Origin of the sequence: Vibrio inusitatus (assembly GCA_024346935.1) — a bacterium.
GTDB lineage: Bacteria > Pseudomonadota > Gammaproteobacteria > Enterobacterales > Vibrionaceae > Vibrio > Vibrio inusitatus.
In genome coordinates this window covers 1-24,574 of the sequence record AP024878.1, presented here as the reverse complement: position 1 = coordinate 24,574, position 24,574 = coordinate 1, and the positions used below count along the sequence as shown (strand labels likewise).

At 44.3% G+C, this 24,574-nt stretch carries 20 protein-coding genes; 8 read left to right on the top strand and 12 right to left on the bottom strand.

Going from position 1 to position 24,574, the window contains the following annotated elements:
- Positions 1-189: 189 nt before the first annotated feature.
- Genes hemG through OCU48_RS00090 form a run of 3 tightly spaced genes read right to left on the bottom strand, consistent with a single transcriptional unit; the run spans position 190 to position 2,820 of the window.
- Entirely contained in the window at positions 190-726 is a 537-nt protein-coding gene (hemG, locus tag OCU48_RS00100; RefSeq protein ID WP_141347028.1) for a menaquinone-dependent protoporphyrinogen IX dehydrogenase, read from the bottom strand.
- 11 nt (positions 727-737) lie between these two features.
- Entirely contained in the window at positions 738-2,195 is a 1,458-nt protein-coding gene (locus OCU48_RS00095) for a TrkH family potassium uptake protein (protein WP_141347027.1), read from the bottom strand.
- Between the two features lie 7 nt (positions 2,196-2,202).
- A complete protein-coding gene (locus tag OCU48_RS00090; RefSeq protein ID WP_141347031.1) occupies positions 2,203-2,820 on the bottom strand; it encodes a YigZ family protein in 618 nt (205 codons plus the stop codon).
- A gap of 197 nt (positions 2,821-3,017) precedes the next feature.
- Here OCU48_RS00090 and fadB point away from each other — a divergent pair, with 197 nt between their 5' ends.
- From fadB to acuI, 3 genes are all read left to right on the top strand, one after another.
- The gene (gene fadB, locus OCU48_RS00085; RefSeq protein WP_141347026.1) at positions 3,018-5,189 is read left to right on the top strand and encodes a fatty acid oxidation complex subunit alpha FadB; all 2,172 of its coding nucleotides are present in this window, start codon (positions 3,018-3,020) and stop codon (positions 5,187-5,189) included.
- Positions 5,190-5,209: 20 nt separating this feature from the next.
- Positions 5,210-6,373 carry an acetyl-CoA C-acyltransferase FadA gene (gene fadA, locus OCU48_RS00080; protein WP_141347025.1) on the top strand — a complete coding sequence of 388 codons (1,164 nt, stop codon included), beginning with the start codon at positions 5,210-5,212 and terminating at the stop codon, positions 6,371-6,373.
- Between the two features lie 177 nt (positions 6,374-6,550).
- On the top strand, positions 6,551-7,534 hold the full coding sequence (gene acuI / locus OCU48_RS00075) for an acrylyl-CoA reductase (NADPH) (RefSeq protein ID WP_141347024.1): 984 nt from the start codon (positions 6,551-6,553) through the stop codon (positions 7,532-7,534).
- A 46-nt stretch (positions 7,535-7,580) separates the two neighbouring features.
- On the opposite strand, the gene OCU48_RS00070 is transcribed toward acuI, so the two are convergent.
- Positions 7,581-8,522, bottom strand: coding sequence for a LysR family transcriptional regulator (locus OCU48_RS00070; RefSeq protein WP_141347023.1), 942 nt, complete (start codon positions 8,520-8,522; stop codon positions 7,581-7,583).
- A 296-nt stretch (positions 8,523-8,818) separates the two neighbouring features.
- Here OCU48_RS00070 and tusA point away from each other — a divergent pair, with 296 nt between their 5' ends.
- A complete protein-coding gene (gene tusA, locus OCU48_RS00065) occupies positions 8,819-9,067 on the top strand; it encodes a sulfurtransferase TusA (protein ID WP_141347022.1) in 249 nt (82 codons plus the stop codon).
- A gap of 10 nt (positions 9,068-9,077) precedes the next feature.
- Here tusA and OCU48_RS00060 read toward each other — a convergent pair whose 3' ends face one another.
- A complete protein-coding gene (locus OCU48_RS00060) occupies positions 9,078-9,632 on the bottom strand; it encodes a TMEM165/GDT1 family protein (protein WP_141347021.1) in 555 nt (184 codons plus the stop codon).
- Between the two features lie 379 nt (positions 9,633-10,011).
- On the opposite strand from OCU48_RS00060, the gene glyQ reads away from it, so the two are divergent.
- From glyQ to OCU48_RS00045, 3 genes are all read left to right on the top strand, one after another.
- Positions 10,012-10,935, top strand: coding sequence for a glycine--tRNA ligase subunit alpha (glyQ, locus tag OCU48_RS00055; protein WP_141347020.1), 924 nt, complete (start codon positions 10,012-10,014; stop codon positions 10,933-10,935).
- 2 nt (positions 10,936-10,937) lie between these two features.
- Positions 10,938-13,019 (top strand): glycine--tRNA ligase subunit beta, encoded by a 2,082-nt coding sequence (glyS, locus tag OCU48_RS00050; RefSeq protein ID WP_141347019.1) that lies wholly within the window; start codon positions 10,938-10,940, stop codon positions 13,017-13,019.
- Positions 13,020-13,147: 128 nt separating this feature from the next.
- The gene (locus OCU48_RS00045; RefSeq protein WP_141347018.1) at positions 13,148-14,410 is read left to right on the top strand and encodes a valine--pyruvate transaminase; all 1,263 of its coding nucleotides are present in this window, start codon (positions 13,148-13,150) and stop codon (positions 14,408-14,410) included.
- 60 nt (positions 14,411-14,470) lie between these two features.
- Here the strand turns inward: OCU48_RS00045 and OCU48_RS00040 are convergent, their stop codons facing one another.
- A complete protein-coding gene (locus OCU48_RS00040; protein ID WP_141347017.1) occupies positions 14,471-14,827 on the bottom strand; it encodes a group I truncated hemoglobin in 357 nt (118 codons plus the stop codon).
- Positions 14,828-14,842: 15 nt separating this feature from the next.
- A complete protein-coding gene (locus OCU48_RS00035; RefSeq protein WP_141273376.1) occupies positions 14,843-15,364 on the bottom strand; it encodes a hypothetical protein in 522 nt (173 codons plus the stop codon).
- A 138-nt stretch (positions 15,365-15,502) separates the two neighbouring features.
- Between OCU48_RS00035 and OCU48_RS00030 the strand changes: the two genes are divergently transcribed.
- Positions 15,503-17,446, top strand: a complete 1,944-nt coding sequence (locus OCU48_RS00030; RefSeq protein ID WP_141347016.1) for a winged helix-turn-helix domain-containing protein — start codon at positions 15,503-15,505, stop codon at positions 17,444-17,446.
- 54 nt (positions 17,447-17,500) lie between these two features.
- Here OCU48_RS00030 and OCU48_RS00025 read toward each other — a convergent pair whose 3' ends face one another.
- From OCU48_RS00025 to dnaA, 5 genes are all read right to left on the bottom strand, one after another.
- The gene (locus tag OCU48_RS00025) at positions 17,501-17,953 is read right to left on the bottom strand and encodes an Hsp20 family protein (RefSeq protein WP_141273372.1); all 453 of its coding nucleotides are present in this window, start codon (positions 17,951-17,953) and stop codon (positions 17,501-17,503) included.
- A 323-nt stretch (positions 17,954-18,276) separates the two neighbouring features.
- Positions 18,277-20,694, bottom strand: a complete 2,418-nt coding sequence (gene gyrB, locus OCU48_RS00020) for a DNA topoisomerase (ATP-hydrolyzing) subunit B (RefSeq protein ID WP_141347015.1) — start codon at positions 20,692-20,694, stop codon at positions 18,277-18,279.
- 273 nt (positions 20,695-20,967) lie between these two features.
- Positions 20,968-22,050, bottom strand: coding sequence for a DNA replication/repair protein RecF (recF, locus tag OCU48_RS00015; protein ID WP_141347014.1), 1,083 nt, complete (start codon positions 22,048-22,050; stop codon positions 20,968-20,970).
- 4 nt (positions 22,051-22,054) lie between these two features.
- Positions 22,055-23,155 (bottom strand): DNA polymerase III subunit beta, encoded by a 1,101-nt coding sequence (dnaN, locus tag OCU48_RS00010; RefSeq protein WP_141347013.1) that lies wholly within the window; start codon positions 23,153-23,155, stop codon positions 22,055-22,057.
- Positions 23,156-23,170: 15 nt separating this feature from the next.
- A complete protein-coding gene (gene dnaA, locus OCU48_RS00005; RefSeq protein ID WP_141347012.1) occupies positions 23,171-24,574 on the bottom strand; it encodes a chromosomal replication initiator protein DnaA in 1,404 nt (467 codons plus the stop codon).

The following is a 24,574-nucleotide window of genomic DNA, read 5'->3' as shown; positions in this document are numbered from 1 at the left end:
TTTCGAAGAGAAGTTAAACTCAAATGATTCAGCTACTTAGCCTACTGAAACACTGCGAAGCGTTGTCGCCATTGCCGTGTCAGTGAGGCGCATTATAGAGAGCTGAGTCACATTGGCAAGCCTTTTTTGACGTTTTTTTTGAATTTATTGTCGTTCGGCTAATTTTGCATCACCAAAGGTCAAAAGTGACTATTTACTGTCCATTTCTGCTACTTTTTTCGTGAATAAAGAGACTTTTTTCCAGTTGGTATACTCAACTTCTTTAGTTGTATCTGTTTCTCCACCCGTCATAGACATAATGAAGCGAATCATAAATTTGTCGAAGAAGTTATAGCGTGGATAACGTAGAGCTCCAGCAAAGACTCCTATTAGCTTGGGCTCCCATGGTGATTTCTTTAGGAAGGTTTTAATGTACGCACTCCCCTCTGGAGTATCTTTACCTTGGTCTTCCTTTCTCGCAGTTAGGTTCACACAGAAGAAAGCGGCATTCACCTGCTCTAATTGTACTAAGTGCTTTTGAATGAATTGGTACAGTTTCTTGTTCAAGTGCCCATAACGTATAGAAGCACCAATCACTACACGGTCAAACTTGAGTAAATCCAAGGTATCTATCGAGGCTAGATCAAAAGACTCGCATTCAAACCCTTCTAGTTCACCCTCTATATGAGCGGATATCTTACGAGTCTGTCCATCGCAGGTGGAATACAACAATGCTGCCTTTTTCAATGATTCTTCCTTTAACTTTTCCAAAATGCAGGAGTAAATAGGATCAATAGTGTGAAGACCTCTAGTCGACCAAACAACATAGAGACAACCAAGACCCATTTCGCAGAGTCACTTATATCACCGTAATGCAGAGATACTTCACCTAGACCCGGGCCTAAGTTGTTTAATGTTGAAGCTACAGCCGAGAATGCGGTCAATTCGTCCATACCCGTTGCAATCAATGCCAGCATACAAATAACGAATACCAGCGCATACGCTGAGAAGAAGCCCCAGACGGCATCAATGACTCTCGATGAGAGCGCTTTATTACCCAGTTTGATCGTAAATACGGCTCTAGGGTGAACAAGACGCTTTAGTTCACGAAATCCTTGCAACGTTAATAGCAGTACTCGGATTACCTTCATACCACCACCCGTTGAACCCGCACACCCGCCTATAAAAGAAGAGAAGAGTAAAAGCACAGGTAAGAACAGTGGCCACTCGGCAAAACCCGTAGTAGTAAATCCGGCTGTCGTGGAGATGGACACGCTCTGGAACAAAGCCTGGTCAAACGCTTCATAGTAGGTGTCATAACTATGATGATTAAGTAGCACCAAGAAACAAATAGCAAACAGAATGACCTGAACACCTATAAAGGCTCTAAATTCAGGGTCTCTTAAATAGTATTTAGGGTGGATTCCACCGGAGGCAAATGCTGCGAAGTGCAAAGAGTAGTTACACGCAGAAATAAGTAAGAAAACTACGGTGATCATATTCACCGCATAGCTATCGAAGTAAGCCATGCTTGCATCGTGAGTAGAGAACCCTCCTATCGCGATGGTAGAAAAACTATGCCCAACCGCATCAAAGAAAGTCATACCGGCCATCCAAAATGCAATAGCACATGCTACCGTTAAGCTCAGGTAGATGTACCAAAGCGCCTTAGCTGTTTCTGCAATTCTAGGCGTCATTTTGCTGTCTTTAACTGGCCCTGGTATTTCTGCACGATAGAGCTGCATACCACCGATACCTAAAACGGGCAGTATAGCCACCGCCAATACAATGATCCCCATCCCCCCAAACCACTGTAGAAACTGTCGATAAAAAAGCATCGCCTTGGGTAATTCATCTAACCCAACAATTACGGTGGCGCCAGTCGTAGTTAATGCAGAGAAGGATTCAAAGAAAGCATCGGCAACACTTACAGCGGCATTGTCGATAACGAGAAAAGGTAACGAACCTGCGCTTCCGATAACCGTCCAAAACAAAACAACGATAAGGAAGCCATCGCGCGCTTTTAAATCTCGCTTATGATGCCGATTGGGAAACCAGCAGGCAAAACCACATATCAACAAAATGATAAAGGTCACCACGAAGGGCACACCTGCACCATCTCGGTAAATTAGAGCAACCCCTGCAGGTGCCAACATAGATACGCTAAACAGCGCAAGTAGCAGACCTACTATTCGAATAATGGAACGAAACTGCATACTTGGGTTAGCTCATCCTTGAAACTAAGGCTTTCGCCCCTGTTTTGTTAGTCATGGTTTGGATAAAGTCACTTTCGTTAAGGACTTCAATCTCCACAATCAGTTTAGCCTTGATATCGTAAGAGGCTGATATTTCCACTGCCTCATACTGCGCCATAATAGACTGAGTTAATGATATGAGAGAGTAATCAACCTCTACTATTAACTGAGTTGTGATTTTCTTTTCAATTGTCTCAAGTAGTTTAAGGGCTTGTTGAACCCCTCCACCGTAGGCTTTAACAAGCCCACCAGTCCCTAACCGAATACCACCATAGTAACGAGTCACTACTGCAGTGAGCTCACCTACTCCCGAGCCAGTTAACTGAGCCAGTATAGGTTTCCCTGCTGTACCAGAAGGTTCGCCATCATCGCTAAATCCCCACTTCATTGAGTCTTCAGGGCGACCAGCAACGAATCCCCAGCAGTTGTGTCTCGCGTCATTATGTTTCGCCTTTATTTCATCCACAAATGCTTTGGCTTGTTCTATAGACGGAGTGTGAGCCAAGTAGGTAATAAACTGGCTCTTCTTGATCTCTTCTTCAAAAATCGTTGATTTTGCGGGTATTAGATAAGGAGAGGCGTTCATTAGATCTATGTTTTGTTTAGGTAATCCTATTAGTTTATCACGAGAACGCATTTCGATTAATAGTGACCGGAGTAACGATTGTTAATGACTTGTTGAACAAATGTATTGAATTTTGCTTATTATATGGTCAAACTTAACTGGTCTTACCACGATCTTTAGCTCGCCTTTAAGGCTGACCCGACTCATGGAGAACACGGATGATCTATCAAGCAGAGACCCTCACGGTCAAACAACATCAAGATGGCATAGCAGAAATATGCTTTAGTGGGGCGAACTCCGTCAATAAACTCGACCTTAAAACACTAGAATCTCTTGATATTGGCATTAAATCACTACAACAACATCAAGACCTCAAGGGTGTAATTGTTACGAGCGATAAAGACACCTTTATCGTTGGTGCCGACATTACAGAGTTTCTGGGACTTTTTGCTAAACCCAAAGAAGAATTAGGCCAGTGGCTGCAGTTCGCTAATTCCATCTTTAATAACCTTGAAGACTTACCCGTTCCAACCATTTCTATCATTAAAGGGCATGCTCTTGGTGGTGGTTGTGAAGCTATCTTAGCTACCGATTTTCGCTTAGCAGATAAGACTGCCAACATTGGTTTACCGGAAACCAAGCTAGGCATAATGCCAGGTTTTGGTGGAACCGTTCGACTGCCACGTCTCATTGGTGCTGACAGTGCAATGGAAATCATTACTGCTGGAAGCTCAAAGCGAGCAGAAGAATTACTCAAAATTGGTTTAATCGATGCCATTGTAGATACCGATAAGCTATTTGATTCAGCTGTTTCGCTTATACATGACGCCAATTGTGGCGCCATCGATTGGCAAGCTCGTCGCAAACAAAAAACCTCAGCACTAGGCTTAGGAAAACTAGAAGCCATGATGAGCTTTACAACAGCCAAAGGCCTCGTTGCTCAAAAAGCTGGCCCTCACTATCCCGCACCGATGATGGCGGTTAAAACCATTGAAAACGCAGCTAGATTTGCTCGTGATGAGGCGCTCAATATAGAAAGAGAAAACTTCATTGCTCTGACTCAAACAGAAGTCGCGACCTCACTAGTAGGGTTATTCCTTAATGACCAATATATAAAGGGGCTCGCTAAAAAAGCCGCTAAAGCTTCAAACAAATCCACGGAGCGAGCAGGCGTACTTGGTGCAGGCATTATGGGGGGCGGTATCGCCTACCAATCCGCACTCAAAGGGGTTCCTGTATTAATGAAGGATATTGCACAACCCTCTTTAGATCTGGGCTTGGATGAAGCCTCAAAATTGCTAAACAGTCGTCTACAACGAGGGCGCATTAAACCTGATAAAGTGGCTAGGGTTCTCACCTCTATTACACCGAGCCTTCACTACGCAGGTATTGAGCAAGCTGATGTCATTATTGAAGCGGTTGTTGAAAATCCTAAAGTCAAAGCAAGTGTATTGGCTGAGGTCGAACAACACGCAAGTACAGACGCGGTAATTACCTCTAACACCAGCACCATTCCTATCAACCTTCTAGCGAAATCATTGGAACGCCCAGAAAATTTCTGCGGCATGCACTTCTTTAATCCTGTACATAGAATGCCTCTGGTGGAAATTATTCGTGGGGAGAAAACCTCAGACGAAACTATTAATCGTGTTGTGGCTTATGCCGCCAAAATGGGTAAATCACCCATAGTGGTCAATGATTGTCCTGGGTTCTTTGTAAACCGCGTTCTATTCCCATATTTCAACGGATTTAGCCAGTTAGTCAACGATGGTGCTGACTTTCAGCATGTCGATAAAGTAATGGAGCGTAAATTTGGTTGGCCAATGGGACCCGCCTATTTGCTCGACGTTGTTGGACTAGATACGGCGCATCATGCTCAGCAAGTAATGGCTCAAGGATTTCCAGAGCGAATGGCAAAGCAAGGTACTGATGTGATTGATGTTCTATTTGAGCAAAAACGCTATGGTCAAAAGAATGGCGCTGGCTTCTACGAATATCACCCCGATAGAAAAGGTAAGCCTAAGAAGTCCTTCAACCCTGAGGTTAGTGAGCACTTAGCAACACTAAACGCACCCACTAAGCAATTCAGTGATGAAGAGGTACTTCATCGTATGATGATTCCAATGATCAACGAAGTTGTGCTGTGTCTTGAGGAAAACATTATTGCCTCACCACAAGAAGCGGATATGGCTCTAGTGTACGGCTTGGGATTCCCACCATTTAGAGGAGGCGTATTCCGCTACCTAGACAGCTTGGGCATCAAAAGCTATCTAACACTATGTGAACAGTATCAATCGCTAGGTCCACTGTACAAAGCACCACAGCTACTTTACTCAATGGCCAGTTCTGGCGATAGCTTTTACGCAAACCAACAAGCCACCAGCGTGTAATCAATAAGAGGGATTAGAAAATGAAAAACGTCGTAATTGTTGATTGCATTCGTACACCAATGGGACGATCTAAGGGCGGTGCCTTTCGTCATGTTCGAGCAGAAGAACTTTCTGCTCACCTTATGAAGGGACTACTAAAAAGAAACCCAGCAGTTAACCCTAGTGAAATAGAAGATATTTATTGGGGCTGTGTGCAACAAACCCTTGAACAAGGCTTCAATATTGCCAGAAACGCCTCTCTACTTGCTGGCCTCCCTATTGAAATTGGAGCGGTGACAGTAAATAGATTATGTGGTTCTTCCATGCAAGCACTCCACGATGCGAGCCGCTCAATAATGGTGGGTGACGCTGATATTTGCATCATTGGTGGTGTTGAACATATGGGCCACGTACCAATGAATCATGGTGTCGATTTCCATGATGGTTTGGGTAAGAGTATCGCTAAGGCTTCGGGCATGATGGGACTTACTGCCGAAATGCTGGGTAAGCTGCACGGTATACCAAGAGAACAGCAGGACGAATTTGCGGCTCGCTCGCATGCGAGAGCTCACCAAGCCACCCTCAGCGGTGCTTTTAAGTCAGAGATCTATGCCACTGAAGCACACGCTGCAGATGGTTCTCTCATTTCACTCGACTACGATGAGGTTATTCGTCCCGAAACCACCGTAGAGGGACTATCACAACTAAGGCCAGTTTTTGACCCCGCTAATGGTACTGTAACTGCAGGATCATCATCCGCTCTGTCGGATGGAGCTTCAGCAATGCTGATCATGAGTGAAGAAAAAGCTAACGAACTTGGCCTGACTATTCGAGCTAAGGTTAAATCAATGGCAATTGCGGGCTGCGATCCTGCCACAATGGGGTACGGCCCTGTTCCGGCAACCAAGAAAGCTCTAAAGCGGGCCGGGCTGACCATTGACGATATGGATGTGGTAGAACTTAACGAAGCCTTTGCGGCACAGGCACTTCCGGTAGCCAAGGACCTTGGACTGCTTGAGGTAATGGACGAAAAGGTTAATCTGAATGGTGGCGCCATTGCCCTTGGACATCCATTAGGGTGTTCAGGTGCTCGAATCTCAACAACATTGATAAATTTAATGGAAAGTAAAGATGCAAAATATGGCTTGGCAACCATGTGTATTGGTTTAGGACAGGGCATCGCAACCGTATTTGAACGACCATAGTCCTGCCTCTGTATGCGACTCTAGTATTCGCTAGAGTCGCACCATCACGAAGATCATAAATTAATCGCAATTAATGCACAAAACGCATAGTTATAATGATAACAAATCATTTTTTTTATCTGCCAATCTTCTCTACACTTATCAGCAATCAAGAACGTTAACCCTTTGGAGTTACTAATGTTTAAAGCACTTGTTCTGAACCAAGAAGACAAAAAAACCCTTGCTGCTATCGAGCTGGTTGATGAATCACAATTACCAGAAGGTGATGTGGAAGTCGCAGTCGATTACTCATCTCTTAACTACAAAGACGGTCTAGCGATTACGGGTAAAGGCAAAATCATTCGTAACTTCCCTATGGTACCTGGTATCGATCTAGTCGGTACGGTGACAACTTCTGAAGACGCACGCTACCAAGCTGGCGACAAAGTGGTTTTAACCGGCTGGGGTGTAGGTGAAAACCATTGGGGTGGCATGTCTGAGAAAGCTCGCCTAAAAGGTGATTGGCTAGTACCACTAGTAGATGGCTTATCAGGTCAGCAAGCAATGAGTGTTGGTACTGCAGGTTTCACGGCAATGCTTTGTGTACAAGCAATCGTTGATGGTGGCGTAAAACCTGAAGACGGTGAAGTGCTTGTAACCGGAGCTAGTGGTGGTGTAGGTAGCGTAGCCGTAACTCTACTAAACCAACTTGGGTATTCAGTTGCTGCAGTAACAGGTCGTGCGTCTCAAAACGGTGATTTACTCACAAGTCTAGGTGCCTCTCGCATCGTTGAACGTTCTGAATTTGCAGAACCAGCAAAACCACTAGAGCGTCAAGTATGGGCCGCTGCAGTAGATACTGTGGGTAGCAATATGCTGGCAAAAGTATTGGCGCAGACTAACTACAACGGTGTAGTGGCAGCATGTGGTCTTGCTGGCGGTTTCGACCTTCCAACATCAGTTATGCCATTCATCTTGCGTAATGTGCGCTTACAAGGTGTTGATTCAGTAATGTGCCCAAGAGAAAAACGCATTCAAGCTTGGGAGCGTTTAGTGGAACTGCTTCCTGCATCATATTTCGAGCAAGCAACTAAGCTCATCAACCTTGAAGATGCGATTCAAGCAGCTAATGACATCACCAATGGCCAAATTACGGGTCGTGTTGTGATTAAAGTAAATTAGATTGCTGGGGGCAGCATTCTATAAGCCAGTGAAGAAATTCACTGGCTTACTTCAACCCTAAATCCATAACCCTCTTTTCAATTAACCTTCCACATTCCTTTTTCAGTATTCCCCTTAGCCACTTTTGCGCTGGAGAGGTATCGCATCTCGAATGCCAGATAAGAGAATAATCGAATGGAATGAATTCAAATGGCAACGGCTTGATCACTAAGTCATGTCTTTCTGATACCAGGTAAGCTAAATCGGCAGGAACGGTAATCACTAAAGGTAGGCGATCCACAATCGCTAATGCCGCCTCCAAGTGATATGCACGCATTATCAAATTCATTGAGCCATGAGGCTTCAAACTCTCATCAATCAAAGACTTAACACCATCACTTATCGCTATCATAGCGTGAGGTAATGTCAAAAAATCACTAATATTCAGAGGTTTGTCCGATAAAGGGTGATGCTTTGATAGCAGGCAGGTAACTCCAACTTTACCAAGTACCTCTCTACGTAAAGGTGTTATTTCTGAAACAGGTCGGCAGATGGCCATATCAGCTCTTTCTGCTGTTAATTGATGGTAGATGTTGTCGTGCTGCAGTGGCTGAAAGTCCAAAGAGATATTCGGCGCTTCTTCATAGATCTTAGGCAGAGCAAACGGCAGTATAGTTTGCATTGCATAGTCAGTTGTAGCCACTACAAAGCGTTGTGTGCACTTTGAGGGATTAAAGTCTGTAGGAGTGAGCAAATCTCTTATCGCTTCTAGCGGGAACTGAATCTGCTCATTGATCAATAACGCTTTTTCTGTGGCTATTAGGTTTTGCCCATTGCGAGTAAACAATGGATCATTTAGCAACTCTCTTAGTCGCCCTAATACGCGGCTCATCGCCGACTGGCTGAGATTAAGCCTGAGGGCGGCTCGACTCACACTTCCCTCTTCTACCAAAACCCGTAAGGCTATAAATAGATTAAGATCTCTGCGATAAATATCTTCTAGTTCCATGTAACCTCAAACACCAACAAAGCTTATTGTTTATAGTATCAGTTAACTGAATTCGTAGTTACAAATAACCAATTTGGGTAGGGTACTGAATTTTAGACAAAAAAATCCCGCATCGGAGTGCGGGGAAGCCCAAGAAAAAGGGATAGTATCGGAATATCTGTCCAACCTGACTGTTATCAAGTTGTTAAATTTAAGTTAAATTAACAATACACCTTGAACTGAAGATTGCCAAGTTGATATTGAATATTTTTTATACTCGAGTATGATCGCGATCTCATTTTTTGGGAGAGGAAACTATGTCGTTTAATCCAGAAGTTGCAAATCACATCCTAGAAGCAGAAGGTTTACGCTGCCCAGAGCCCGTTATGATGGTAAGAAAAACCATTCGTAACATGCAAGATGGCGAAGTATTACTCGTAAGAGCAGACGACCCATCTACAGTACGTGATATTCCAAGTTTCTGTCGCTTCATGGATCATCAGCTAATCGCTGAAAAAACTGATACAGCCCCATTTCAATACCTAATCAAAAAAGGGCTGGCTTAATCTCATCTCTCTAGTAAATGGCTGCGCTTACCGCAAGTATTGCGAATAGTGCAGCGGTTACCTTTCTAATCATTGCCAATGGCAAACGCTCTGCCGACAATTTACCAATAATCACAATCGGCACATTCGCAAGTAACATCCCTATCGTCGTGCCCAATACCACCATCATCAACGCATCTGCATATTGTGCACCTAAGATTGACGTTGCTATCTGTGTTTTATCGCCAATCTCAGCGATAAAAAAAGCAATGAAGCTGGCAACAAAAGGACCTCGATTAGAGATGGATTCGTCTTCATCCAATTTATCTGGGATTAGCACCCATAACGCCATTGCAATGAAGCTTACGACAACAACCCACTTCAAGACCGCTGGACTCAATAAGTCAGAAACTAATACTCCCAACCAAGCAGCTACCGTGTGATTAGCAATGGTGGCTAGAAAAATGGCGGCAATGATAGGCAAAGGCTTGCGATAGCGGCTTGCCAAAAGAAGGGATAAAAGTTGGGTTTTATCACCAATTTCCGCCAAAGCAACGGTGGTGATAGAAATGGCTAGTACGCTCAAAAGATTCTCTCAAGAGGCGGGGGATAACAAACAATAGATAAGCCTCACTCCCCCACCAAGGTTCATGATTCTTATCTAAGGTCTTGCTAAACAAAGTGTCTCGAACGCCATGATGATTTTGCATCAATTATGTTGACGGACGAACCGAGCAATTGGTTGCCACGGTAAGCTACTCCCCAAAGATGCGTGCGATTTTAATCATCCACTAGGTCAGAATCAAGCGCCAATTCCCACTCTAAAGAGCAAGATAAGCCACCTTCTTGCCGTTAAAGCCCTTCTGAACTGAGTATTGATGCTTTTTTCGCTACTCCCCATCGCAATTCATGGGTATAATTTGAAGTTATTTCATTTTCAGACAAAAGAATCGCGCGAAACGACTATGCAAAAATACGATATCAAAACCTTCCAGGGAATGATCCTCGCGCTGCAGGATTATTGGGCTCAAAACGGTTGTACCATTGTTCAACCGTTAGATATGGAAGTAGGTGCTGGCACCTCTCACCCAATGACATGTCTGCGTGCACTTGGCCCTGAGCCAATGTCTACGGCATACGTTCAGCCATCTCGTCGTCCAACTGATGGACGCTATGGTGAGAACCCAAACCGCCTGCAGCACTACTATCAATTCCAAGTAGCTCTTAAGCCTTCTCCAGATAATATTCAGGAGTTGTACCTTGGCTCGCTTGAAGTACTTGGTATCGATCCATTAGTTCACGATATTCGTTTCGTAGAAGACAACTGGGAAAACCCAACACTAGGTGCTTGGGGTCTTGGCTGGGAAGTTTGGCTAAACGGCATGGAAGTAACTCAGTTTACGTACTTCCAGCAAGTCGGTGGTCTTGAGTGTAAGCCAGTAACAGGTGAAATCACTTACGGTATCGAACGTCTAGCAATGTACATCCAAGAAGTTGATTCTGTATATGACCTAGTATGGAACGTTGCGGCTGATGGCTCTAACGTAACTTACGGTGATATTTTTCACCAAAATGAAGTAGAGCAATCGACTTACAACTTCGAACACGCTGATGTTGATTTCCTGTTCACCTTCTTCGACCAGTGTGAAAAAGAGTGTAAAGAACTCCTAGAGCTGGAGAAGCCATTACCGCTTCCTGCTTATGAGCGTATTCTAAAAGCGGGCCACGCATTCAACATTCTTGATGCTCGCAAAGCGATCTCTGTAACAGAGCGCCAACGCTACATCCTCCGTATCCGCAACCTAACGAAAGCAGTTGCAGAAGCATACTATGCATCGCGTGAAGCACTTGGCTTCCCAATGTGCAAGAAACAAGGTGAGGAAAAGTAATCATGGCAAAAGAATTTCTAATTGAATTGGGTACCGAAGAGCTACCACCAACACAGCTTCGTACTCTTGCTGAAGCATTTTCTGCAAACTTCGAAGCTGAGCTTAAAGACGCAAGTCTGACTCACGAAGGCATTAAGTGGTACGCAGCTCCTCGTCGCCTAGCACTTAGGGTTTCAGCTCTAGCTGAAGGTCAAGCTGACAAAGTGGTAGAAAAACGCGGCCCTGCAATCTCTGTAGCATTCGACGCTGAAGGCAACGCAACGAAAGCAGCACAAGGCTGGGCTCGCGGCAATGGTATTACCGTTGACCAAGCTGAGCGCCTTAAAACAGACAAAGGTGAATGGCTACTGTGTAAGCAGGAAGTAAAAGGCCAAGCAACAACCGATATCGTTGTGAACCTTGCGGCTAAAGCACTGGCCAACTTACCTATCGCCAAACCAATGCGCTGGGGTGACAAAACCACTCAGTTTATTCGTCCAGTAAAAACTCTGACTATGTTGATGGGTAGCGAGCTTATTAATGGTGAGATTCTTGGCGTAGCCTCCGATCGCACTATTCGCGGCCACCGCTTCATGGGTGAGCAAGAGTTCACTATCGACTCGGCAGAGCAATACCCTACGATTCTGGAAGAGCGCGGTAAAGTAATGGCTGATTACGATGCACGTAAAGCCATCATCCTAGCTGATTCTCAAAAAGCTGCGGCAGCTGTTGGCGGTATTGCTGACCTAGAAGATGACCTAGTAGAAGAAGTGACGTCTCTAGTTGAGTGGCCGGTTGTACTGACTGCGAAGTTTGAAGAAGAATTCCTAAAGGTACCTTCTGAAGCTTTGGTTTACACCATGAAAGGTGACCAAAAGTACTTCCCCGTCTATTCATCTGGAGAAGGCGATGAAAACAAGAAGCTTCTACCAAACTTTATCTTTGTTTCTAACATCGAATCAAAAGAACCTCGCCACGTTATCGAAGGTAACGAAAAGGTTGTACGTCCTCGCCTAGCTGACGCTGAGTTTTTCTTCAACACTGACCGTAAGCGTCCGTTGATCGACCGTCTTCCTGAGCTAGAGCAAGCAGTATTCCAAAAGCAGCTAGGTACTATCAAAGACAAAACAGACCGTATCACAGCGCTAGCAGGATACATTGCTAAGCAAATTGATGCTGATGTTGAGAAAGCAACACGTGCTGGCCTACTGGCGAAATGTGACCTTATGACCTCTATGGTATTCGAGTTTACCGATACCCAAGGTGTAATGGGCATGCACTATGCAACTCATGACGGTGAAGATGAGCAAGTAGCACTGGCTCTTTACGAGCAGTACATGCCTCGCTTTGCGGGTGACGACCTACCGAGCACTGGTATTTCTTCAGCAGTCGCTATGGCCGACAAGCTGGATACTATTGTAGGTATCTTCGGTATTGGTCAAGCACCTAAGGGTTCTGACCCATTTGCACTGCGTCGTGCGTCGCTAGGTGTATTGCGTATCATCGTAGAAAATGGCTACAACCTAGACCTTGTTGACCTTATTCGCGAAGCTAAAATTCAGTTTGGTACCAAGCTAACTAATGACAACGTTGAGCAAGATGTAATCGATTTCATGCTAGGTCGTTTCCGTGCATGGTATCAAGATGCTGGCTTCAGCATTGATATCATCCAAGCGGTACTGGCTCGTCGCCCTACTAAGCCAGCTGATTTCGATCAGCGTGTTAAAGCCGTATCTCACTTCCGTGAACTTGAAGCGGCAGAGGCACTAGCGGCAGCGAACAAGCGTGTGGGTAATATCCTAGCTAAATTCGATGGTGAGCTAGCTGAAGAGATCGATCTTGCGCTTCTACAAGAAGATGCAGAGAAAGCACTAGCGGAAAATGTTGAAGTTATGGCTGAAGCACTAGAGCCTGCATTTGCAACGGGTAACTACCAACAAGCCCTAAGCAAGCTTGCAGATCTTCGTGAACCTGTTGATGCCTTCTTCGATAACGTTATGGTTATGGCCGATGACGAAGCATTAAAAAAGAATCGCTTAACGCTACTGAATAAGCTGCGTAACCTGTTCTTGCAGATTGCTGATATTTCTGTTCTTCAGAAATAATCCTTTTAAAGCCCAGCTCTCGCTGGGCTTTTTCTTTGCAAATAGTTATTCCAGCTATTGAGTAACCCCCTCCCTCTAAGCTAAGGTTTGTCTCTTCCTATACTTTTTAGAAATAGTCAGGGCCTAGCATGTCTTCTTCGAAAACCTATTCAAAATTCGGTGAGAAATTTAACCGTAACTCAGGCATAACTCAATTAATGGGTGATCTCAATGATGGCCTGCGTACGCCTGGTGCCTTGATGCTTGGTGGTGGTAACCCTGCGGCTATTCCAGAGATGATGGACTACTTCTCAGAAGTAACGGCTCAAATGCTCGCAAATGGAGAACTGGTTTCTGCCATGGCTAACTATGATGGTCCTCAAGGCAAAGATACCTTTGTAAAGGGCTTAGCAAAGCTACTCAGAGATACCTATGATTGGGAGATTAGTGAAAAAAACATCTCACTGACCAATGGTAGTCAAAGTGCATTCTTTTATCTCTTTAACCTGCTCGCAGGTAAGCAGCCAGATGGCAGCCATAAGAAAGTACTACTGCCACTAGCACCCGAGTATATTGGCTATTGTGACTCTGGTATTGAAGACGACATCTTTATCTCCTACAAGCCTGAGATTGAATTGCTAGACGATAGACAATTTAAGTATCACGTAGATTTCTCACAACTGAAAATTGATGAGTCTGTCGCGGCCATTTGCGCATCTAGACCTACCAACCCAACTGGAAACCTACTGACCGATGAAGAGGTTTACAAGCTCGATGAATTGGCACGTAAGCATAATATTCCTCTGATATTAGACAATGCCTATGGCACCCCATTCCCTAATATCGTATTTGAAGAGGCGACACCATTTTGGAACGACAACACCATATTATGTATGAGTCTCTCCAAGCTAGGTTTACCGGGTCTACGATGTGGGATCGTAATCGCGAATGAAGAAACCACACAAGCCTTAACTAATATCAATGGCATCATTGGATTAGCCCCTGGCAGTATTGGTCCAGCTGTGGCTCAACATATGATTGAGTCAAATGATCTATTGCGCTTGAGTGACGACGTCATCAAGCCTTTCTATCAACAAAAATCAATACGAGCGGTATCCCTGCTGCAATCTGCCATCACTGATCCTAGATTTAGGATCCATAAACCCGAAGGAGCAATGTTCCTTTGGCTATGGTTTGATGAATTACCGATTACCACAATGGAATTGTACAAGCGCCTGAAAGCTAGAGGGGTTTTAATTGTTCCAGGAGAGTACTTCTTCTTTGGTCAAGAAGACCAGTGGGATCACTCTCACCAATGCTTGAGAATGAACTACGTACAAAATGATGAGGATATGCAAAAGGGAATCCAAATCATTGCTGAAGAAGTCGAAAAAGCTTATCGCAACCAATAATAAGTTATCGATAATAGATAAACGACGATCACCGAAGAAGGTCATCGTCGTTTATTATAATTAAACCAATATGACATCTGAACGCATACTATAGAGAACAAATAGCACTTCTTCTTGCTCTCTCTGCCCGACACCATTCTTATTCATCGCAGCTAGCGCATCATCCAAAACCGCAACAAACTCAACAGCAGAGATATTCATTCCTTTATGCACGGCAAGCATATCTTTTCCCTTATACAGATTTGGGCCTCCTGTGCCCGTTATAAAGAACTCTGCTACCGATTGCTTTAGGCGCGATAAATCAGAATTGGCAAACCGAGTACTGATCGCTTTATTGGCAAGATGAAGGTCTACAATATCACTCGATATTTGAGTAATAGAATCTGAACCGCCCAGTCTCTCATATAATGTCGACATAACTCTGTTCCTTAATTATTTATTCTTGATTGGCACCATAATATGAGCGTAAGGGGTATCCTTCCACATAACATAGGGACCGCCATTAAAAGGGTCATCACTGATGCCCTTGAGAAGCTCTTTGGGCACAACAATCATCAAGTGAGGCCCCTCTTTTACCCATACGTCACCATTATCAGGATCGGTTGCAGCTGGGTTGGAATTACTCACATAAGCATCGCCCTGCATCATGTATGAAATACCAATACGATCGGTTTCAAACGGCTGTCCTAAAGCTGCAGCCTTAAGCAACTCTGACCATACCGCATCATTACACATTGGATGCATGTCACCAGGTATAACCGGTACACCAGGAACACAATGCCAGTGTGGGCTTCCCTCTCTCAGGACTTTACCGTCAGTATCAAGGATAGTTGCTTTTGAGCTTAAATCGCTATGCGCAGCACTCTCAGCTTGTTGTATCTTTTTATCCGTAGCGCTGACATTAAAGCTAATCAAATAACCCCCTAGCAGTAGGCTAACCAGTAATTTACTCATAGGAACTCCTCACATTTCACCGCTCAAAGACATCTATAAAGATAAAGTTTGATAGCAACTATAATTATGAGGATTTAATGAGATTTACATGAAGTAACGTGAATAGGCACACTTATCACCCTCACCTAGGCAAGGACTATGGATATAGCAGTCATCAATGAGACCCGATCCAGAGAACTCAGTTTCTTAGCTCAAAGTATGCAGTGCGACGGCCCTGATGTTATCGGTGTATACGGCATCGCTGGTGTTGGGAAAAGTACCTTACTCAACCAATTCGCGACTCTCTATCCAGATCGCTGCTTTAAGCTCAATTGCCAACAGATAGAACCAACGCCAAGAGCGTTTCTTCAATATCTTCAACAGATAACCAATAGCGATGATGAAAGTCTAAGCGCTATCTCTGCCGCTCTAGATTTAGCGCCCAATCAAAGTGTACCGGTTTTGTTGCTTGATCAATTTGAGTCAATAAATTTGATCGAATCATGGCTTAGACAAGAGTGTATGCCTGCGCTTTTAGGCAAAATTAGGATCATTTTTTGTGGTCGACTCGTTCCCGCAAGCCAATGGATAATCAACCCTACGGGCGAGCTTCACTACCTCAGCCTAAAACTAGAGTGTTTATCCTTTAATGAATCAATTCAATTCTTACAGAGTCAGGGGCATTCGACAGGTGTCGCATTGGGAATCAACCAATTTGCTAATGGCCACCCTCTTGCATTGCGATTAGCCAGTAATGCAGTATTAGAGCGCCCACAGCGCCAACTCAGTGAACAGCCTCCTAACAATATCATTCATTCCTTAGTCCGCTTTTTTATTGAAGACATTAGCGATAAAGAGCTACAGCAAGCCTTACTCGCTTGCTCGATCATCAGACGTATGACGGAGCCATTACTTAAAGCTATGCTGCTTTGTACTGACACCCAAGCCAGAAAGCTGTACGAGGATTTAACCCTCATCGATTTCGTAGAGGTTAATGAAGATGGTTTAAGCTTACATGAGGTGCTCAAAAAGACGTTGAGCTCAGATCTAAAATCTCGCTCACCACAGCAGTTTAGCCTCTTTCGTCATAGGGCAAGCCAACAGATCCGCTCAGAGCTTGAGGTCGCAAGTTTGGGTCAAATGTGGCGATACACTGCCGATATCATCTATCTAGTAGAAAATAACGTTATTCGTAACGCTTTCTTTCCTCCCAATGATCGACGTGAATACAGTATTGAAGCTGCATGCGAAGCGGATAAGTCAAAGGTGATGGATATCGTGACAAAGCACGAGCCTATGCAGGCTTTATCTCTCTATGAACACTGGTGGCGTAAACATATTAATGCTTTCCATTGTGTGAAAAACACACAAGGGCAGATTGTCGGATTCTATTGCTTATTAAAAACGACAGAAATACTTGCCCACCAGCTCAATGATGATCCTATCACCAAGGCTTGGGTTACCCATTTAAATCAGACTGTGACGCAAGACTGCAGTGCAGAGCACATCTTTATCCGTCGATGGTTATCTCTAGACAAAGGTGAGTCATTAAGTGGTGTACAAGCGGCATGTTGGCTTGATATAAAACGAATCTATTTAGAAATGAGGCCACAGCTAAAACGAGTTTATCTCACACTCCAAGACCTCCAGCCCTATGCCCCAGCGGCTCTAGAGTTGGGATTTCAAGTCCTTGATATAAAAGTTGAAATTGGTGACAAAACTTATTACTCAGCAATGCTCGATATGGGAGAAGAATCCGTCAACGGTTGGGTCTCTAAACGATTACTGCATGAGCTCAGTAGTCAAGAATCCATCCAGGCATCTCCAGCATGGTTTGACGTTAATGCAAGACAGATCCGTATTAATGACTCTCAAATCAACCTAACACCTTTGGAGTTTGAGACTCTAGCTTTATTAATCTCACACCAGGAAGAAGTCGTCTCACGAAAACTTTTACTTGAAGAAGTATGGGGAATTAAACACGATGGTTCGAGTAATGTCGTGGATACGATAATACGCTCATTAAGAAGAAAGCTGGGCAACCACTCAAAACTCATTCAATCTGTCAGAGGCACCGGCTATCGATTCATTTCTGACACCTAAGTAATAAAAAAGAGCGCCTTAGGCGCTCTTTCACTGCTTTGTTCTGTCGCTAACTTACTCTGCTGAGTCAGCATTGCTCTCAATAAGCTTGCTACCATTGATAGCGATCTTACGAGGCTTCATTGCTTCTGGAATCTCTCTTTGCAGATCGATATGAAGCAAACCATTTTCCATTGTCGCACCAACCACTTTTACGTAGTCAGCCAATTGGAATTTACGCTCAAAATCACGCTCAGCAATACCTTGGTAAATGTACTTTTTACCTTCTTCAGCTTGACGCTCACCACGCACGATTAGCACGTTTTCTTTTTGAGTAATATCCAACTGATCGTCAGCAAAGCCAGCTACTGCCATAGTGATACGGTAGTTGTTTTCATCTTGCTGTTCGATGTTGTATGGAGGGTATCCTGCAGAAGTGTTCTTAGCTGATGACGCTTCCATCATGTTAAACAGACGATCAAAGCCAATAGCGTTGCGGTACAAAGGAGTGAAATCTACAGTTCTCATAATACTATCCTATTCATTAGCAATAGCCTTAACTCAGAGTGGCGAGTTAAGGGTGTTGTTTCCATTCCATCTCGGACATGGGTTCAACAGATTTAAGTTATGTGCTTTTCTCTGTCCTTCCTCTCTTGAGCGAAGCGAGTTAAGCGGTTCAGAAGACCCATCAGGCATCCTCTTCACAACTAGATATAAGGATGAGCAAAATCTGTTTCAAGGGATTAATTTGAAAAATTTTAAATCTATCTATTTTTCAGAACGTTAGATAAGAAAAAAGCACTACCAAAATGGCAGTGCTTTCTAAATAATTATCCGCGAGCTAATCGTGATTAAACGTCTAGGTTCGCTACTTTCAGGGCGTTATCTTCGATGAAGCGACGACGTGGCTCTACATGATCACCCATTAGAGTGGTGAACAACTGGTCAGCGCCCACTGCATCTTCAATAGTCACCTGCATCATGCGGCGAGTATCAGGATCCATTGTGGTTTCCCAAAGTTGATCTGGGTTCATCTCACCTAGACCTTTGTAGCGCTGTAGTGAAAGACCACGACGAGACTCTTTAGTTAGCCACTCAAGTACTTCAAGGAAAGTAGAAACTTGTGCTGTACGCTCACCGCGCTTCACATAAGCACCTTCTTCAAGTAGACCGTCAAGTGCATCGGAAAGTGATGCCAACTTGCCGTACTCTTTTGTCGCAAGTAACTCTAGACTCACAACATACTCGTAATGAACACCGTGAGTACGAACAACAACCTTAGGTAGGCATACGTTCAGCTCTGCGTGCTTTTCAACCTCAAGACTGTATTGGCTAGCACCTACTTCTTTAGCATTAAGCTGAGAGACTAGACGCTCGCCCCAAGCTGTTACTAGTGCTTCGTCTTGGCATTCTTCGACCGTCAAACGAGGTACATAAATGAACTCTTCCACCAGCGATTTTGGTAATTGACGAGCCATACGCTCAACGAGCTTAGTTGCTTGGTTAAACTGAGTCACAAGTGCTTCTAGAGACTCACCCGAAAGCGCAGGAGCTTCTGGGTTTACATACAATGCTGCGTTATCAAGAGCCAGTGCCGTTTGGTACTGTGTCATCGCGTCTTCATCTTTAATGTATTGCTCTTGCTTACCCTTCTTCACTTTGTAAAGTGGTGGCTGAGCAATATAGATGTAACCACGCTCAATAAGCTCAGGCATTTGGCGATAGAAGAATGTCAGCAGTAGAGTACGGATGTGTGAACCATCCACATCGGCATCGGTCATGATGATGATGTTGTGGTAGCGCAGTTTATCCGGGTTGTACTCGTCACGACCGATACCACAGCCAAGTGCTGTTATCAGTGTGGCTACTTCTTGAGAAGAAAGCATCTTGTCGAAGCGTGCCTTCTCAACGTTTAGGATCTTACCTTTAAGTGGAAGAATCGCTTGGTTCTTACGGTTACGACCCTGCTTAGCACTACCGCCCGCAGAGTCACCCTCCACTATGTATAGTTCAGAAAGTGCAGGGTCTTTTTCTTGGCAATCTGCTAGTTTACCTGGCAGACCGGCTAAGTCTAATGCGCCTTTACGACGAGTCATTTCACGTGCTTTACGCGCTGCTTCACGAGCTCGTGCTGCATCAATGATCTTGCCACAGACAATTTTCGCTTCACCTGGGTTCTCAACTAAGAACTCTGATAACTTCTCACCCATTGCAGATTCAACAGCAGACTTCACCTCAGACGATACTAGCTTGTCTTTGGTCTGGCTTGAGAATTTAGGATCTGGCACCTTAACCGAGATAACCGCAGTCAAACCTTCACGAGCATCATCACCAGAGGTGGACGCTTTGGCTTTCTTAGAGAAACCCTCTTTATCCATGAAGGTGTTAAGGGTACGCGTCAACGCTGAACGGAAACCAGCAAGGTGAGTACCACCATCGCGCTGAGGAATGTTATTGGTGAAGCAGAAAATGTTCTCTTGGAAACCATCATTCCACTGCATCGCTACTTCAACACTGATACCGTCTTCACGCTCAGAATCAAAATGGAAGATTTTTTGGATGATAGGTGTTTTGTTGATATTTAGATGGTCAACAAAGGCTTGAATACCACCTTCAAACCTAAAGTGGTCTGATTTATCTTCTTCACGTTCATCAACTAATCTAATTGATACACCAGAGTTCAGGAATGATAGTTCACGTAATCGCTTAGCGAGAATGTCATAGTGAAACTCAATGTTATTGAATGTGCCTTCGCTTGGCCAAAATCGGATTTCTGTACCCGTTTTATCAGTATCGCCCACTACCGCTAGTGGCGCTTGTGGCTCACCATGATGGTAGGTTTGGCTATGAACATGACCGCCACGCTGAATCGTCAGAGTAACTTGTTTAGACAGTGCGTTTACAACTGAAACACCTACACCGTGAAGACCGCCCGATACTTTGTACGAGTTATCATCAAACTTACCACCGGCGTGCAGAACGGTCATGATAACCTCCGCTGCAGATACTTGTTCTTCTTCGTGCATTTCAGTCGGAATACCACGACCATCATCTCGAACAGAAACAGAATCGTCGTCATGGATGGTCACTATGATGTCGTTACAGTGGCCTGCTAGCGCTTCATCAATAGAGTTATCCACCACCTCGAATACCATATGGTGAAGACCTGTTCCGTCGTCTGTGTCACCTATGTACATACCTGGACGCTTACGAACCGCATCTAGGCCTTTTAGTACTTTAATACTCGATGAATCGTAATTTTCTGCCATGAGTTACTCTCTATTTGGGTCTATGTATCATCCATGTCACGGCCAAACCAAAGTGACGCTTTGGTGAGCTCGCAAATACCGATAATAGCCATCTATATTGAATATGTTCTACTACGCTAGGAATCTATAGTACCTAGCAGTTAAAGTAGCATTGTTAGACTTAAACCTATTCTTTGAGGGACTTTCATCCATCATTGGCTTAAATCTCGATTTTTCGTCAAATTTGTCTAATCTGCTCAGCTACAACAAAGGGGTTGATACATAATATTCCCCTTATTCTACTAGCTCTATTTTGCCACGTTCCACATGAAACATCTTGCTATTTTCGCTGTTCATTTCAGCAATTTGGCTTTTTGTAATAGAGCTTACAAATACTTGTGCTCCAGTTTCCTTTAAGCAGTCCGCTAAGCGTGCTCTTCGTTGACTATCAAGCTCTGATGCAAAGTCATCGAGAAGGTATATACACTGTTTTTCAGTCAACTTTGTTAGGTGTTGACCTTGGGCAACTCGCAATGCGCATACCAGTAGTTTGAGCTGTCCACGAGACAGGATATCTTCTACTGGTGTGCCGTTGACCCTAATTTTTAGGTCAGCCTTATTTGGTCCACTAAAAGTATAGCCAAGGTGCTGATCTCTCTCGAAATTTCTTTCCAGTAATTCAGCATAATCTGCCCCTTTCTCCCAACCTTGGTAAAAAGAGATAGAAACATCAAATTCTGCAAGGAAATCCTTGCACAAGGGTTCGGCCACTTCTTTCAGTTGTGCTACATACTGAGCACGCCAAATAGAGATCATTTCAGCCAGCTTAGCCAATTCCTGATCCCAGTAACTAAGCTCTCGATAACTACTGGCTGTTTTTAGTAAGGCATTTCGCTGCTTGTTAAGGCGCTTTATTCGCCCCCACACTTCATAAAACTGAGGTTCACAATGAAACACACCCCAATCAATAAAAGCGCGACGGTGCTTAGGCCCATCGGTAAGCAAATCAAAGCCTTCCGGATGAATCAACTGCAAAGGCAACACCTTGGCAAGCTCAGCTAGCTTTTGCCCTGACTCACCAGAGATTTTAACCTCAGTACTGCCATCACGACGCTTATTAATACCGATAGGGAGTTCAAATTGCTGCGGGTTCTGCAATCTGCCATGAACAAACAATTCACCACAGTCATGCTGGATAATTCGACCGGTAATCGAACTCTTAAACGAGCGACCATGTCCAAGTAGGTAAATAGCTTCTAGCAAGCTGGTTTTACCACTGCCATTAGCCCCTATAAGAAAATTAAAGCCTGGCGATGGGCTAACATCGCAGGCTTCAATATTTCGAAACTGTTTAATAACAAGACGAGTAAGAGGCATACCGTTATAGACGGATCGGCATTACCACGTATTGAGCGCTTGAGTCGTCAGCATTCTCAATCAAGGCACTCGCATTTGCATCAGACATAGAAAGGGAAACCTTTTCACAGCGTACTGCGTTTAATACATCCAACACATAGCTGACATTGAAGCCAATCTCGAGATCATCGCCTTGATAATCAACGTCAACCACCTCTTGTGCTTCTTCTTGTTCAGGGTTATTGGCAGTAATCTGCATAGTGCCACTGGAAAGATTTACTCGCACACCACGAAATTTCTCATTTGAAAGAATAGCGGCGCGTGAGAATGCCTGACGTAAGTCTTCACAATCTGCAATCACAGTCTTAGTGGTGTTTTGTGGCATAACACGGCGATAGTCAGGAAAACGTCCGTCTACCAGTTTAGAAGTGAACACAAAGTTCGCGACACTTGCTCGAATGTTTGAGGAGCCAATCAACAAGGTCACTAACTCATCCGGCTGGTCAAGGATCTTCATCAACTCAAGGACACCCTTACGCGGGATAATCACCTGCTGTTGAGGGTGGCTGTCAGAAAGTGTTGTTTCAGAAACCGCCATACGATGACCATCGGTTGCCACTGAGCGTAAAGTACTGCCATCGATGTCAAATAACATACCATTGAGGTAGTAGCGAACATCTTGGTTAGCCATAGAGAATTGTGTCTTCTCTATTAATGCTCTTAGATTGCCTTGGGTCAAGGTTAGCTCAGTATCAGATTGCCAATCTTCAATGTTTGGAAAATCTATCGCAGGTAGCGTCGCTAAAGAAAAGCGGCTTCGACCAGAACGAACAACCACACGTTCCGCATCAAGTGAAAGGGTAATATCCGCATTATCAGGAAGACCACGACAAATATCGAAGAACTTACGAGAAGGCACTGTGATGCTTCCTGGTTCAAAGTCATTCTCTAACTGAACCTGACTAATCAACTCGACCTCAAGGTCTGTTGCCGTCATAGATAAGAAGCCATTTTCAACCTTGAGCAATACATTGCCCAAAATAGGTAAAGCAGGGCGACCTGCTAGCGCACCAGAAACCTGTTGCAGGGGCTTGATCAAAAGCTGACGATTAATAGTGAATTTCATTCTATTAATTACCTATTACGATGAAAGTGTACGAATTAAGTTAGAGTAGTCTTCTTTGATGTCATGACTCTCTTCACGAAGCTGTTCAATCTTACGGCATGCATGCAGTACCGTAGTATGGTCACGACCACCAAACGCATCACCAATTTCAGGCAAACTGTGGTTGGTCAGTTCTTTTGCCAATGCCATCGCCAATTGACGCGGACGAGCAACAGAACGAGAACGACGCTTAGACAAGAGGTCAGCAACCTTAATTTTGTAGTATTCGGCGACGGTCTTTTGGATATTGTCTATGGTGACGAGTTTTTCTTGAAGTGCGAGTAAGTCACGTAGCGCTTCACGAACAAAATCGATAGTGATAGGACGGCCGGTGAAGTTCGCATTAGCGATAACACGGTTCAATGCCCCTTCAAGTTCGCGAACATTTGAACGCAGGCGTTTAGCAATAAAGAACGCCACTTCATCCGCTAAATGAATCTGATGGTCTTCAGCCTTCTTCATCAAGATAGCAACACGAGTCTCAAGCTCTGGTGGTTCAATCGCTACCGTCAAGCCCCAGCCGAAGCGAGACTTTAGACGGTCTTCTACCCCGGTAATCTCTTTAGGATAACGATCCGAGGTAAGGATAATTTGTTGGTTGCCTTCCAATAGCGCATTAAAGGTATGGAAAAACTCTTCTTGTGAGCGCTCTTTGTTCGCAAAGAATTGAATATCATCGATAAGTAAGGCATCGACGCTTCGGTAATAACGCTTAAATTCTTCTATCGCATTGTTTTGAAGAGCTTTAACCATATCTTGCACGAAACGCTCAGAGTGCATATACACCACTTTAGCATTCGGCTTGTTATCAACAATGGCATTACCTACGGCATGCAAAAGGTGAGTCTTACCCAAGCCCGTTCCACCGTATAGGAATAATGGATTATAAGCAGCGCCTGGATTGTCAGACACTTGTCGCGCAGCTGCTAGGCCCAATTGGTTCGATTTACCCTCAACGAAATTATTGAAGCGGTGCTTCACATTCACATTTGAGCGGTAAGTAATGTCAGAAACATCACTATCGTTATCCCATGTTTTATGCACAGGCCTACGACGAGCTAATTGTGCTGGCGCAGAAAACTCAGCAGCAACGTCAGCAGCCGATTTTTTAGCGACTGGTCTCGGTGCAGATACAGGCTTGCTACCCACCTCGAATCTCAGACTAGGAATATCGTTATCGCAGAATTCTTGTAGGTGGCGATTGATGCTGTTGATGTACTTATCGCGAACCCAATCCAATACGAATCGATTTGGGGCAAATAAGGTCAGTGTATTACCACTTAGCTCAGCTTGGAGCGGACGCACCCACATGCTGAATTCGGTTGCAGGAAGCTCTTCCTGAAGTTGCTGCAAACATTGAGTCCAAAGCGAAGATGACAC

What these genes read in the sequence shown, in the direction of transcription:
- OCU48_RS00095 (WP_141347027.1), bottom strand. Translation starts at nt 2,195, where the DNA reads ATGCAGTTTCGTTCCATTATTCGAATAGTAGGTCTGCTACTTGCGCTG.
- OCU48_RS00090 (WP_141347031.1), bottom strand. Translation starts at nt 2,820, where the DNA reads ATGAACGCCTCTCCTTATCTAATACCCGCAAAATCAACGATTTTTGAA.
- fadB (WP_141347026.1), top strand. Translation starts at nt 3,018, where the DNA reads ATGATCTATCAAGCAGAGACCCTCACGGTCAAACAACATCAAGATGGC.
- fadA (WP_141347025.1), top strand. Translation starts at nt 5,210, where the DNA reads ATGAAAAACGTCGTAATTGTTGATTGCATTCGTACACCAATGGGACGA.
- acuI (WP_141347024.1), top strand. Translation starts at nt 6,551, where the DNA reads ATGTTTAAAGCACTTGTTCTGAACCAAGAAGACAAAAAAACCCTTGCT.
- OCU48_RS00070 (WP_141347023.1), bottom strand. Translation starts at nt 8,522, where the DNA reads ATGGAACTAGAAGATATTTATCGCAGAGATCTTAATCTATTTATAGCC.
- tusA (WP_141347022.1), top strand. Translation starts at nt 8,819, where the DNA reads ATGTCGTTTAATCCAGAAGTTGCAAATCACATCCTAGAAGCAGAAGGT.
- glyQ (WP_141347020.1), top strand. Translation starts at nt 10,012, where the DNA reads ATGCAAAAATACGATATCAAAACCTTCCAGGGAATGATCCTCGCGCTG.
- glyS (WP_141347019.1), top strand. Translation starts at nt 10,938, where the DNA reads ATGGCAAAAGAATTTCTAATTGAATTGGGTACCGAAGAGCTACCACCA.
- OCU48_RS00045 (WP_141347018.1), top strand. Translation starts at nt 13,148, where the DNA reads ATGTCTTCTTCGAAAACCTATTCAAAATTCGGTGAGAAATTTAACCGT.
- OCU48_RS00040 (WP_141347017.1), bottom strand. Translation starts at nt 14,827, where the DNA reads ATGTCGACATTATATGAGAGACTGGGCGGTTCAGATTCTATTACTCAA.
- OCU48_RS00035 (WP_141273376.1), bottom strand. Translation starts at nt 15,364, where the DNA reads ATGAGTAAATTACTGGTTAGCCTACTGCTAGGGGGTTATTTGATTAGC.
- OCU48_RS00030 (WP_141347016.1), top strand. Translation starts at nt 15,503, where the DNA reads ATGGATATAGCAGTCATCAATGAGACCCGATCCAGAGAACTCAGTTTC.
- OCU48_RS00025 (WP_141273372.1), bottom strand. Translation starts at nt 17,953, where the DNA reads ATGAGAACTGTAGATTTCACTCCTTTGTACCGCAACGCTATTGGCTTT.
- gyrB (WP_141347015.1), bottom strand. Translation starts at nt 20,694, where the DNA reads ATGGCAGAAAATTACGATTCATCGAGTATTAAAGTACTAAAAGGCCTA.
- recF (WP_141347014.1), bottom strand. Translation starts at nt 22,050, where the DNA reads ATGCCTCTTACTCGTCTTGTTATTAAACAGTTTCGAAATATTGAAGCC.
- dnaN (WP_141347013.1), bottom strand. Translation starts at nt 23,155, where the DNA reads ATGAAATTCACTATTAATCGTCAGCTTTTGATCAAGCCCCTGCAACAG.